This window comes from Aurantiacibacter sp. KMU-128 (assembly GCF_056933515.1).
This window is the reverse complement of sequence record NZ_JBXORT010000001.1, coordinates 2,065,955-2,078,247: the sequence shown is the minus strand read 5'-3', so window position 1 is coordinate 2,078,247 and position 12,293 is coordinate 2,065,955. Positions and strand designations below refer to the sequence as shown.

Below are 12,293 nucleotides of genomic sequence, written 5' to 3'. Positions count from 1 at the left end.
ATCACAAAAAGGGTTCGTAACCCGGCGGTAGCGCGCTGTTTTCACCATCGGCGCCTTTGGCCCCGTGAATGCCGCATTCGGTCTTGTCCCAGCCGCGCCAGCGGCCCGCGCGCGGGTCCTCGCCCGGCGCGACGGGGGATGTGCAGGGCGCGCAGCCGACCGAGAGGAAACCTTGCGCTTCCAGCGGGTGGCGCGGCAGGTTGTGCTCTTCGAAATAGGCTTCCAAATCGGCTTTAACCCAGTCGCCGAGCGGGTTGAGCTTCAACCGGCCTTCCTCGACCTCGAAACGCGCGATGTTCTGCCGCGTGTGCGACTGGAATGCTTTGCGGCCCGAAATCCATGTGTCGAGGCCTGCCTTGGCGCGCGCCATCGGTTCGACCTTGCGGATCGCGCAGCAGCCATCGGGATCGTATGACCATCTGAGGCCCGTTTCGTCCTTCGCTTGTAAAACTGCTGCTTCAGGCGTGACCGTGAGCGAATTCTCAATGCCCAGATGCGCCACCAGCGTCTCGCGGTAGGTGAGCGTCTCGGGGAACATCTTCAGCGTATCGACGAAGATCACCGGAATGCTCCGGTCCGCACGCGCCACCAGATCGAGCAGCACCGCGCTTTCCGTGCCGAAACTGGAAACGACGGCCACGCGGCCTAGCGTTCCGTCGGCGAAAACCTCGCGCAGCATGGTAAGCGTGTCGACCCCATCGAAGCGCGCATTGAGCGCGTCCGCATCCGCCTGCGTAAAGGCAGGAGCGGTGTCGATCACATCCACACGGCGCGCGGCCTCACCCATGACGCAGCTTCCAGATCGGCACGGCTCCGTCGGTGGTTGGCTGATAGACGTTCGGAAAACGCGCAAGTGCCGCTTCGACATCGGCTTCGTCGAGAGGTCGGTCGGGTGCGAAAGCGTCAAACCCGCAGCGGCGCATTGCAGCGATCTGGTCCACCCCGACATCGCCAACCGCGCGGATTTCGCCGGTGTAGCCGTGTTCGCGCAGCAAGCGGGCAGCGGAATAACCGCGCCCGTCGCCAAACACGGGGAAGTTTACCTCGACCAGTTGCAGGCGCGCGAGATGCGGCAGCAATTCGCGGGCATCATCGCCCGGCTCGATCCGTACAGCGGTGGCGTCATCCTGTTCGAGGAACGAGTCGACCGTCACCTGTGCGCCATCGGCCACCGGATCGTCACGGAAGCGCAGCTGCACGGCATCTGGGCCGGTGCCGAGAACGGGATCAACCATAAAGCGCCTCCTTGAACGTGCTCATGCCGAGGCGGCGGTAGGTGTCGAGGAAACGCTCTCCTTCTTGCCGCTGCGCGAGATAGGTGTCGGCGACTTTCTCTACCGCATCAACAATCCCCGCCTCGTCAAAGCCGGGCCCGGTGATCTTGGCGAGCGAAACGTCCTCCGCCTCGCTCCCGCCGAGCAGCAGCTGGTAATTCTCGACGCCTTTCTTGTCGACGCCGAGAATGCCGATATGGCCCGCATGGTGGTGCCCACAGGCATTGATGCAGCCGGAGATTTTGAGCTTCAGCTCGCCCAGCGCATCGCCCTTGCCGCTTTCGGCAAAGCGCTTCGAAATGCTCTGCGCGATCGGGATCGAGCGGGCATTGGCGAGGCTGCAATAATCGAGGCCGGGGCAGGCGATAATATCGTCCACCTGGTCAAGATTGGGCGTGCCGAGCCCCGCTGCTTCCAGTTGCGCGTAAAGATCGGGCAGCCGCGAGATTTCGACATGGGGCAGCACGATGTTCTGCGTGTGCATTACGCGGCATTCGTCGAAACTGTATTCCTTGGCGAGGTCTGCCATCAGGTGCATTTGCTCTGCCGTCGCATCGCCGGGAATGCCGCCGACGGGTTTGAGGCTGATGACGGCGGAGACGTAATCGGGCTGGTGATGCGGGTGAAGGTTCCTTCTCGCCCACTTTGCAAAGCCGTCATCCCCGCGCAGGCGGGAATCCAGCTTTTGTTCGATCCGCTGCGCAAAGGCAGCTGGATCCACGCCTGTGCGGCGATGACGAAGGGAAGGGGGAAGCTCGAAATACCCCTTTATCCGCTCAAGCTCCGCCAGTGGCGGTTCGATGCCCTGATCCAGCAAATGCGCAAACTCTTCTTCGACCTGCCGCGCATATTCCTCCGCACCCAGTTCGTGGACGAGGATCTTGATGCGCGCCTTGTACTTGTTGTCGCGGCGGCCGTAGCGGTTGTAGACGCGCAAGGCGGCCTCGGCATAGGTCACCAGCTGGTCGAGCGGGACGAAGTCGCGGATCATCGGGGCGATCATCGGGGTGCGCCCCATCCCGCCACCGACATAGAAGGCCGCGCCCAACTCGCCGTCCTGCTCGACGATATTGATGCCGATATCGTGCAGCCGCATCGCCGCGCGGTCTTTCTCCGACGCGATCACCGCGATTTTGAACTTGCGCGGCAGGTAGCTGAATTCGGGATGGAAGCTCGACCATTGCCTGAGCAATTCGGCGTAAGGCCTTGGATCGACTAATTCATCCGCCGCAGCGCCCGCGAAGTGATCGGAGGAGATATTGCGGATGCAATTCCCGCTCGTCTGGATCGCGTGCATTTCGACTTTGGCGAGATCGGCCAGAATGTCGCCCGCATCCTCCAGTTTGATCCAGTTGTACTGGATGTTCTGCCGCGTGGTGAAATGGCCGTAACCCTTGTCGTATTTGTCCGCGATGTCGGCGAGCGCGTGCATCTGGCGGCTCGACAGCGTGCCATAAGGGATGGCGACGCGCAGCATATAGGCGTGGAGTTGCAGATAGAGGCCGTTCATCAGCCGCAGCGGCTTGAACTGGTCTTCGGTCAGCTTGCCTTCAAGGCGGCGACGCGCCTGGTCGCGGAACTCGTCCACACGGGCATCGACCATGGCCTGATCGTATTGGTCGTATTGGTACATTCTAGATCACCCAGTCCCAGCCGCGCTCTTCGGCGGCTTTGTATCCAAGGTCGGGCCGCACGGTCGGGCCGAGGGCGCGGACGCGGTCTTTGATATGTGCGGGGCGCGGGCCGTCGTCGGTCAGCTCGGCGTCGATGGCGTAGGAGGCGTTGACGCGCCGCGCGGCTTCCTCCACGGCGAGGATATCGGCGGCGTGCTCGCCCGCATCGGCGGCGTCGGCGATATGGAGCGACCAGCCCTGGCCGTTCCACCACACCACCGCGCCGGTCTTGAGATCGTTTCCGGTGAGGATTTTCACAGCGCATACTCCGAAACTGTTGCTGCCACGGTGGCATCAGCGCGCGCCGTCACTTCGCCGATCACGATGAGAGCAGGGCTCTTCACCCGCTCGGCTTCGACGAGATCGGACAATGCCGCCAGCGGGCCGCGCAGCACACGCATTTCGGGGCGGCAGGCGTTCTCGATCACCGCCAGCGGCATATCGGGTGCAAGCCCGTCGGCCATCAGCTTCTCGGCGATTTGCGGGGCGGTTTTGACGCCCATATAGATCACCAGCGTGCGGCCCACGCCCGCAAGGCCCGACCAGTCCTGTTCGGACAGGCCTTTACACTGGCCGGCGACAAAGCTGACAATGCTCGCGCTGTCGCGGTGGGTGAGCGAGATGCCCGATGCTGCTGCCGCGCCATTGGCGGAGGTAATGCCGGGGACGATTTCCACCCGTACTCCAGCGGCATGGGCGTCTTCCATTTCCTCCCCGCCGCGCCCGAAAATGAACGGGTCGCCGCCTTTCAGGCGCACGACATCGCGGCCTTTCAGCGCCTCGCGCACCAGCAGGGCGTTGATCTGGTCTTGCGGCAGAGTATGCCGCGCGCGTTGTTTGGCGACGGAAACCAGCTCCGCATCGGGACGGGCGAGCGCCAGAATGGCGGGATCGACCAGTCCGTCATGCACGATAATTTCCGCGCGCTCGATCAGCCGCGCGGCGCGCAGGGTCAGCAGGTCAGGATCGCCCGGCCCCGCGCCAACGAGATATATGGTGCCACTTTGCATGGCGCCCCAAATGAACGCGCGATGCGCTCAGCGCCAACGAGAATGCATTGTGCAGTGCGAAGGTGAGCTTTAGCCGCCCGGTTCGCGCTTGGCGTCCACCCGCTGCGAAATCGCCGCCACCAACTGCTGGAACTGCGCATTGTCGCGCAGATTAAGGTCGCGCTGCGGGAACGGGATTTCAATGCCGTTCTCCTGAAACAGATCCCACAGCCGGTTCAGCACTTCGGAACGGACATTGCCCACGCCCATTTCCGGGTCTTCGATCCAGCAATGGATGGTGTAATTGACGCTGTTGTCGCCATATTCGGCCATCCACACGGTCGGCTTCGGGCTTTCGAGCACGCGTTTGCAGCTCGCCGCGGCTTCCAGCATCAGCTTCTGTGCCAGCTTCTGGTCGCAGCCATAAGAGATGCCGACATTGACTTGCATGCGCACCTTGCGGCTGGAATAGGACCAGTTTTCCACCTGATTGACCATCAGGTTTTCGTTCGGAATCAGATATTCGCGCTCATCCCGCGTCGTGATGGAGACCGCGCGGATGCCGATCTTGCGGATTTGCCCGAAGGTTTCATTGCCCGCTTGATCGGCAATCGCGATCACGTCTCCCGGCTTGATCGACTTGTCCATCAGCAGGATGATACCCGCGATGAGATTGCCGAAGGTCTTTTGCAGGCCGAAACCGATGGCGAGGCCGAACGCGCCCGAAAAGACCGCGAGCGCGGTTAAATCGATGCCGAGAATGTCGATGCCGATCAGAAATGCGGCGACCCAAATGACGATGGTGGCAATTTTCTCCAGCAGCACGCGCTGGGACTCGTCGAATTTTGTTATCCGGCGCACACCGCTGCGCATAACGCCGGTGATGAGCCACGCGGCGGTGATGATGACCGCGATGACGGCTATCACCACAAATGCATCCCATAACGATATGCGCATAGAACCGACTTCGATGGCCATGTCTTGCATCGATGAGACCATGCCGCCAACCGTCTCGCTCCTGCCGCTAACCGCTTCCCCAAGATCGCTTGCCGTGGTGATTGCCTCAACGGGTTCGGAAACTTCCGGCGACGCCTCTACTCGGGTTTGCGGAATGGCCAGCAATGGCTCGCCAGTATCCGGATCGATGATGGTTTCGCCGGTCTCTGGGTCCGTCATGGGGACGGCTTCGCTGCTACCGGACGTTGAGCTTTCTATGTCTGGAGAGGCAGGTGTTATTGCTGTCATTGGGTTTCCATCGCAAAAAAGGCGTGTTCGAGATCGCGGATCAGATCGCCGGGGTCTTCCAGCCCGATGCTCAGCCGCACTCCAAGGCCGCTTCCGGCGTCGGCGTCACTCGGCCAAGCGTTGAAATCGCGCACCCGGGCGGGATCGACCGGGATCGCAAGGCTTTCATACCCTCCCCAACTAAAACCGATGCCGAAGAGTTCCAGACTATCGAGGAAACTGGCGCGCGCCTTCACGTCGGCATCGCGCAAAGTGAAGCTGAACAGCCCGCAGCCGCCGGAGAAATCGCGCTGCCAGATGTCATAGCCCGGCGCGCCGGGGAGCATCGGGCAAAGGACGCTGGCGACTTCAGAACGGCTTTGCAGCCACTCGGCCACCGCAAGTGCGCTTTTCGTCGCTTGCTCAAGTCGCACCCCCATTGTCCGCAGACCGCGCAGGGCCAGCGCGGCATCGTCGGGCGAGACGACTTGGCCCAGGAATTGCGCGTGGTTGCGGATGCGCTCGATAAGCGGTCGCTTGGCAGAGGCGCTGCCCATCATCAGGTCGGAATGCCCGCCAACGTGTTTGGTGAGACTCATCACCGTCACATCGCAGCCCCGCTCCAGCGCGGGAAATCCCAGCGGTGAGGCCCAGGTGTTGTCGATCACCGAGAGCACGCCCTTCTCCCGCGCGATCGCGGTGAGCGCGGGGATGTCGCACACTTCCATCGTTAGGCTGCCGGGGTTTTCCAGCATCACGACCTTGGTGGCAGGGCCGATGGCTTGGGCGAAACCATCCACATCAAGCGGGTCGAAGGCGCGCGCGGCAATGTCGAAGCGTTTGAGCAGGCCCAAAGCGGCCGTGCGTGTGGGTTCATACGCGTTGTCGGCGAACAGCAATTCATCGCCCGGACGCAGCAACGCCATCAGCGTGCAACTGATCGCCGCGACGCCGCTGGGGAAGAGCTCGGTGCCGTCCGCTCCCGGTTCGAGCGCGGTCAGCGCCTCGGCCAGCGCCCACTGCGTCGGCCCGCCGCGTCTACCGTAATAGAAGTGCCCATCGGCATTCGGGCGCCCCTGCGCCAGATCGGCCGTGCTGTCGTAAAGATGCGTGCTGCTGCGCCACACCGGCGGATTGACGACACCGCCGGGTTGTCCCTCGACGCGTGTCCATTGCTTGCGCCGCCCGACCTCGACCAGCCGAGTGGCAGGCTTGTGCGTGTCGTCGCTCAATCCGCGTCTCCTGTTGCCACCGGTAGCGATGGGTCTCCGCCCCATTCGCTCCAGCTGCCGTCATACAGCGCGCCGTCCTTGCCGATCAGAGCGAGCGCCAGCAGCAATACCGAGGCGGTGATGCCGCTGCCGCAAGTGGCGGTGATGGGGGCATCAAGGTCGATTCCTGCACCGGCAAATGCGGCGCGAATACCCTCCGCATCCTTGAATGTGCCGTCCGTGTTCAACACTTCGCCAAAGGCCAAGTTACGCGATCCGGGAATGTGGCCAGCGGCAACACCGGGGCGGAAATCGCCTTCCTCTCCGCGAAACCGCGCTGCACCGCGCGCATCGACGACCTGCTCGGCGCGGCTGTCGATATTGGCGAGCATATCTGCCTTGAACCGTACCTCTCCCGTCCCGCCGCTGCTGGCGAAGGGGGCAGGTTCGGCGAATCCTTCGCCGCTCTCGACTGGGTGCGCCTCGGCCTGCCATTTCTGCATTCCGCCATCGAGCACGTAGAGCGGCGCAATGCCATAGAGCCGCAGAACGAACCATGCTCGCGCGGCAGAGCGCAAGGCGGAATTGTCATAGACAACAATCGTTGCACCCGCTTGCACACCCAGCGCGCCAAGCCGCGCTTCGACTTGCGCGCGGGTGGGAATGGCGGAAGGCACAGGACTATCGGGATCGAACAGGCCTTTGAGATCGAGAAAGCGCGCGCCGGGTATGTGGCCATGCGCGAACTCTGCCGCAGCATCGCGGCCCGCATCGGGGAGATGTGCGGAGGCATCGAGGATCGCCAAGTCAGGATCGCCCAGCCTCTTTGCCAGCCACTCAGTCGTAACGAGAATATCCATGGCTTGCCGGACTAGGCCGCGTCGCTCCCGCTGGCAATGGCGGCGCGGCTCTTGCGCTTGCCCACTAGCGCGGCGACGAGGCTGGAATGGACCTGCAAGGCTCCGTCGCAAGCCAATGCTTCGGGCATCGTGTCGTCCTGTGTCGGGCGTCTGCCTACAAGATAGGCCCGCTTCACCGGCAAAATCCCCGCGCCGACCATTCGGATACGGACAAGCGGCAGGACTTTGTGCGCAAGTCCCAGAAACGGCACGAATTTTTCGCGCGGCAGTTGCCATTCACCCGAAAGCGACGCCGCTTCGCCCGGCGCCAGCATCCGGATCTGGTGCAGCCGAGCCTGCATTGTGTCGGGGCCGGACAAATCCTCCCTGTCGGGCGAAGCGGTTCGCGTGGTCACCAGATCGCTCCAAGTGCGCAGGCCGACAATATGCGCCTCACCCGTATTGGTGAGCGTCAGCCGCCAGTTCATCCGTGCATTGCCTGGGCCAATCGAAAGCCGCAGCGGTTCGAGCACAATGTCCAGCGTGCTGCGGACAATGGCATCACCGGTGCTGGCGCTGTCTTCGCTCATGCGGGCGAGCATAGTGCGAGGCGACAGCGGTATAAAGCCCGCTTGTGTCGCAGCGCCTCTCACGGCAAAGGCTTTGCGCATGACTGACGACAGCAAAGGCCAGCCGCAATTTCTCGGCCAGCAGACCCCGCTTCCCGCTTCGCCGGAAGAGGCGGTGCTCGATTACGTGCCCAATCCGCGCGCCGGAGAGCTCTATCTGGTGCGCTTCGCGGCGCCCGAATTTACCTCGCTCTGCCCCGTGACGGGCGCACCTGATTTTGCACATCTGGTGATCGATTATGCTCCGGGTGACACGATTGTGGAGAGCAAGAGCCTCAAGCTCTTCCTTGGCTCCTTCCGCAATCACAACGGCTTTCACGAGGATGTGACCGTGGGGATCGGCCAGCGGCTGTTCAACGAAATGCAGCCAAAATGGCTGCGCATTGGCGGCTATTGGTATCCGCGCGGTGGCATCCCGATCGACGTGTTCTGGCAGAGCGGCGCGCCACCTGAGGGCCTGTGGCTGCCCGATCAGGGCGTGGCTCCCTATCGCGGGCGCGGCTGAGCAAAAGCGGCGACTCTTGTCTTGTTAACGCCCTGTGGGGTAGGGCGCTCCCCTGACCTTTCACGCTAGGACGGATTTTCTATGCGCATCGTAATGATCGGCACCGGCTATGTTGGCCTTGTTTCCGGCGCCTGTTTTGCCGATTTCGGGCACAATGTGGTTTGCGTCGACAAAGACCAGTCGAAAATCGACGCGCTGCTGAATGGCGAAATTCCGATTTTCGAGCCGGGCCTTGACGAGCTGGTAGCGAAGAATGTGGCGGCGGGCCGCCTGTCTTTCACGCTCGATCTGGCTGAAGCGCTTCCCGGCGCCGATGCGGTGTTCATCGCGGTCGGCACACCCTCGCGGCGCGGCGATGGCCATGCCGACCTGTCCTATGTCTACGCTGCGGCCAAGGAAATGGCACCGCTGCTGCCAGCTGGCGTGGTGGTGGTCGACAAATCGACCGTGCCCGTCGGCACCGGTGACGAGGTCGAGCGGATTATCCGCGAAACCGCGCCCGAGCTGGAATTCTCCGTCGCGAGCAATCCCGAATTTCTGCGCGAAGGCGCGGCAATCGACGATTTCAAGCGTCCCGACCGCGTGGTGATCGGCGTCAATGACGAACACGCCGAGCGGGTTTTGCGCGAAATCTACCGCCCGCTCACCCGCAACGAATCCCCGCTGGTGACGATGAGCCGTCGCGGCGCCGAGCTGACCAAATACGCCGCCAACGCCTTCCTTGCGACCAAGATCGGCTTCATCAACGAAATCGCCGATCTGTGCGAGAAAGTCGGCGCGGATGTGCGCGATGTGGCGAAGGGTATCGGGCTCGATACCCGCATCGGCAACCGCTTCCTGATGCCCGGCCCCGGCTATGGCGGATCGTGCTTCCCCAAGGATACGCTCGCGCTCATCAAGACGGGGCAGGACTATGAAGCGCCGTTGCGGATTGTCGAAAGCGTGGTGGCGAGCAACGATACCCGCAAGCGCAGCATGGGCCGTAAGGTCATCAACGCGATGGGCGGCGGCGAATTGCACGGCAAGACCGTCGCTGTGCTCGGCCTGACGTTCAAAGCCAATACCGACGATATGCGCGATAGCCCCGCGATCAGCGTGGTGCAGGCCTTGCAGGACGCAGGGATTACCGTGAAGGCGCACGATCCCGAGGGCATGGAGCAGGCGGCCAAGGTCCTCGACAACGTGCACTATTGCGATGGCCCCTATGAGGCGCTGGAAGGCGCGGATGCAGCGGTGATCGTGACCGAATGGGACACCTTCCGCGCGCTCGATCTGGAACGCGTGAAGGGCCTCCTAAAAACGCCGCTACTGGTCGATCTGCGCAATCTCTACAGCCGCAAGGACGTGGAAGAGCACGGCTTCACCTATGTCGCGGTGGGGCGTTGACTAGTCTAAACAGGCTACGCCATCTAATCTGAGCACGCGCACCAGCGCCCGAGCGCACGGCGCGACCCGCAGATGCCGCGCAGCCGGAACGCAGTCCCGGCGGAGGGAGTAGCCGCGAGGACGAAGGCGCGGATGCGCGATTTCGACAAGAGACCCTTCGCTTGCGCTCGGGAGTTTTGACGGAAAACCGTCCCCCGGACGGTTTTCTCTGGCCAAAACTGGTGCCGGTTAGAGGATTCGAACCCCTGGCCTGATGATTACAAATCAACTGCTCTACCAACTGAGCTAAACCGGCGGAACCAGATCGGGCCCGCGCCTTTGCCTCAAGCGGCGCCAAACGTCCAGCCTTCTGTGCGCGCTATTTGCGGGGTGAGGCCCTTGGGCGACCACAGCGCAATATCGCCTGCCACTTTGCGCAGCCAAGCGGCGGTGATGAGCGCATCGGTGGCATGGTCGTCGACATCGCCGGTTCGGCCCACGGGCGGACTGCCCAGATTGCCGAGCGCCTCGTCCAGTTCTTCATAGCTGCGGATCTTGCTGCGCGCGGCGCTGCGCCCTGCCGCCATTGCCGCGAGCGCGGTGTAAATCTCCACGATGACCGGGCCGCCATGCGGCAACGGGTCGACGGGCCAAACGGGCACCTTGCCATCCAGCCGGTGCAAGACGCGCATCCCGGTAAGGCTCGACTTGCCCACCTGCGCCGCGCCGACGAGGTTGAAGTTCGAATAGGGCTTGCACCCCATCCTGGCCTGCGCTTCTTCTGCAACCCGGAAACGCCCGCGCCCTCCGCCGAAATGCGCGCCCTCGCGCCCGCCATGGCGGCGGAAATAGGCGCTCGCCTGCTTGTGATCGACAAAGCTGCTGGCGGAAAGATGCGCGTCGCCTTCGCAAATGCTGTCGATCAGCGCCCAGAGCGCCTTCGCATCGGCGGGCGAGCGATTCCAGCCGGGAAAGAACGCACCGGCATCGGCAAAGGGCAGGGCGATCCCTAGATCGAGCCCGACCAGTGTGTTGTCCGGCAATTCGTCGCGCAAGACGTGCAGCACCTCCTCGCGCGACCAACCCTTTCGCCGCTCGACCAGCACCGGCGGCCCGCCGTCGCGATGCGCAACCGCCATGGTGATCGCCCTGTGCCGCTCCCCCCGCGCGCCCGACCAGTCGACCGCGATGAAATGCTCGAAATCCCTAACCACGCCGCTCCTCGCGCAGCCGCGCCCAATAGTCGAGCCGTTCGCGCACCTTGCGTTCGAACCCGCGCTCGACCGGCTTGTAGAATTCCTGCGGCTCCATTTCTTCCGGCCAGTAATTGTCGCCGGAAAAGCCTTCATCTGCATCGTGATCGTAGGTGTAGCCGTGGCCGTAGCCGAGCTTCTTCATCATCCCCGTTGCCGGATTGACGATGTTCATCGGCGGCATCAGGCTGCCCGTTTCCTTCGCGCAGCGATAAGCGGCCTTTTGTGCCACATAGACCGCATTCGATTTGGGCGCGGTGGCGAGGTAGATGCAGGCTTGCACCAGCGCCAACTCGCCTTCGGGGCTGCCGAGGAACTGGTAGGCATCCTTTGCCGCCATGCATTGGGTGAGCGCGGCGGGGTCGGCCATGCCGATATCCTCCACCGCCATGCGGATGAGGCGGCGTGCGAGGAAGAGCGGCTCTTCCCCCGCCACCAGCATCCGCGCGAGATAATACAGCGCCGCCTGCGGGTCTGATCCGCGCACCGCCTTGTGTAGGGCAGAGATGAGGTTGTAATGGCCTTCGCGGTCCTTGTCATACACCGCGACGCGGCGTTGCAGGAACTGGCCGAGCGCGGCGGGATCGAGCGGCGCGTCGATCTGCGCGTTGTACAGCGTCTCTGCCTGATTGAGCAGGAAGCGCCCGTCACCATCGGCGGTGGCGATCAGCGCCTCGCGGGCTTCTGGTGTGAGCGGAAGCGGACCTTTTAGCGCCTCCGCCCGCTCCACCAATTTGCCCAAAGCCGCCGCATCAAGCCTTTTCAGGACAAGCACCTGCGCGCGGCTGAGCAAAGCGGCGTTCAGCTCGAAGCTGGGGTTCTCGGTCGTCGCGCCGACCAGCGTCACCGCGCCGCGTTCGACGAAGGGCAGGAAGCCGTCCTGCTGCGCGCGGTTGAAGCGGTGGATTTCGTCCACGAACAGCAGCGTCCGCTGTCCCGCTTTCTGTGCGGTCTCGGCGGCGGCAAAGGCCTTCTTGAGGTCGGCGACGCCGGAAAAGACCGCGCTCACCGCCTCGTATCGCATCCCCACCGCATCGGCGAGCAGGCGGGCAATGCTCGTCTTGCCGGTGCCGGGCGGCCCCCACAGGATCATGCTGGAGAGTTTGCCCGCGGCCACCATCCGGCCAATCGCGCCTTCGGGGCCGGTAAGATGTTCCTGCCCGATCACTTCCTCAAGCGAGCGTGGTCGCAGGCGATCAGCCAGCGGCGCGTCCTCGCTTGGCTCATCGGGCGCGCGCTGGGGCGGATCATCAGCGAAAAGGTCGGCCATGGCTAAACGTCTAATGGCTGGAAGCAGGGCGGGGTAGCGGTGGCCAAAAATTTTCACCCGC

General features: G+C 63.2%; 13 protein-coding genes and 1 tRNA gene. 2 read left to right on the top strand and 12 right to left on the bottom strand.

The window, feature by feature from the left end; translation table 11 throughout:
• Position 1: 1 nt before the first annotated feature.
• The 9 genes from ACS0VV_RS10215 to ACS0VV_RS10175 form a co-directional block, all read right to left on the bottom strand.
• Positions 2–787, bottom strand: coding sequence for a phosphoadenylyl-sulfate reductase (locus ACS0VV_RS10215; RefSeq protein WP_483532602.1), 786 nt, complete (start codon positions 785–787; stop codon positions 2–4).
• Complete coding sequence (locus ACS0VV_RS10210; RefSeq protein ID WP_483532601.1) at positions 780–1,235, bottom strand: DUF934 domain-containing protein; 456 nt, start codon at positions 1,233–1,235, stop codon at positions 780–782. The genes ACS0VV_RS10215 and ACS0VV_RS10210 overlap by 8 nt, the downstream gene beginning before the upstream one ends.
• Complete coding sequence (locus ACS0VV_RS10205) at positions 1,228–2,907, bottom strand: nitrite/sulfite reductase (RefSeq protein WP_483532600.1); 1,680 nt, start codon at positions 2,905–2,907, stop codon at positions 1,228–1,230. Before ACS0VV_RS10205 ends, ACS0VV_RS10210 begins: the two co-directional genes overlap by 8 nt.
• Position 2,908: 1 nt before the next feature.
• Complete coding sequence (locus ACS0VV_RS10200; protein WP_483532599.1) at positions 2,909–3,205, bottom strand: DUF2849 domain-containing protein; 297 nt, start codon at positions 3,203–3,205, stop codon at positions 2,909–2,911.
• On the bottom strand, positions 3,202–3,957 hold the full coding sequence (gene cobA, locus ACS0VV_RS10195) for a uroporphyrinogen-III C-methyltransferase (RefSeq protein ID WP_483532598.1): 756 nt from the start codon (positions 3,955–3,957) through the stop codon (positions 3,202–3,204). The genes ACS0VV_RS10200 and cobA overlap by 4 nt, the downstream gene beginning before the upstream one ends.
• 69 nt (positions 3,958–4,026) lie before the next feature.
• Positions 4,027–5,112 carry a mechanosensitive ion channel family protein gene (locus ACS0VV_RS10190; protein ID WP_483532597.1) on the bottom strand — a complete coding sequence of 362 codons (1,086 nt, stop codon included), beginning with the start codon at positions 5,110–5,112 and terminating at the stop codon, positions 4,027–4,029.
• Between the two features lie 65 nt (positions 5,113–5,177).
• Positions 5,178–6,437 (bottom strand): cystathionine beta-lyase, encoded by a 1,260-nt coding sequence (gene metC, locus ACS0VV_RS10185; protein WP_483532596.1) that lies wholly within the window; start codon positions 6,435–6,437, stop codon positions 5,178–5,180.
• Entirely contained in the window at positions 6,389–7,231 is an 843-nt protein-coding gene (locus ACS0VV_RS10180) for a sulfurtransferase (protein ID WP_483532595.1), read from the bottom strand. Before ACS0VV_RS10180 ends, metC begins: the two co-directional genes overlap by 49 nt.
• An 11-nt stretch (positions 7,232–7,242) precedes the next feature.
• A complete protein-coding gene (locus ACS0VV_RS10175) occupies positions 7,243–7,800 on the bottom strand; it encodes a hypothetical protein (protein WP_483532594.1) in 558 nt (185 codons plus the stop codon).
• Between the two features lie 79 nt (positions 7,801–7,879).
• Here ACS0VV_RS10175 and queF point away from each other — a divergent pair, with 79 nt between their 5' ends.
• Both queF and ACS0VV_RS10165 read left to right on the top strand, forming a co-directional pair.
• Positions 7,880–8,344: a preQ(1) synthase gene (gene queF, locus ACS0VV_RS10170; protein WP_483532593.1), complete on the top strand. Its 465-nt coding sequence runs from the start codon at positions 7,880–7,882 to the stop codon at positions 8,342–8,344.
• An 81-nt stretch (positions 8,345–8,425) separates the two neighbouring features.
• Positions 8,426–9,730 carry a UDP-glucose dehydrogenase family protein gene (locus tag ACS0VV_RS10165; RefSeq protein ID WP_483532592.1) on the top strand — a complete coding sequence of 435 codons (1,305 nt, stop codon included), beginning with the start codon at positions 8,426–8,428 and terminating at the stop codon, positions 9,728–9,730.
• Between the two features lie 219 nt (positions 9,731–9,949).
• On the opposite strand, the gene ACS0VV_RS10160 is transcribed toward ACS0VV_RS10165, so the two are convergent.
• From ACS0VV_RS10160 to ACS0VV_RS10150, 3 genes are all read right to left on the bottom strand, one after another.
• Positions 9,950–10,025 (bottom strand) — tRNA-Thr (locus ACS0VV_RS10160).
• A 28-nt stretch (positions 10,026–10,053) separates the two neighbouring features.
• On the bottom strand, positions 10,054–10,923 hold the full coding sequence (locus tag ACS0VV_RS10155) for a hypothetical protein (protein ID WP_483532591.1): 870 nt from the start codon (positions 10,921–10,923) through the stop codon (positions 10,054–10,056).
• Positions 10,916–12,232, bottom strand: coding sequence for a replication-associated recombination protein A (locus ACS0VV_RS10150; protein ID WP_483532590.1), 1,317 nt, complete (start codon positions 12,230–12,232; stop codon positions 10,916–10,918). The genes ACS0VV_RS10155 and ACS0VV_RS10150 overlap by 8 nt, the downstream gene beginning before the upstream one ends.
• Positions 12,233–12,293: the final 61 nt, after the last annotated feature.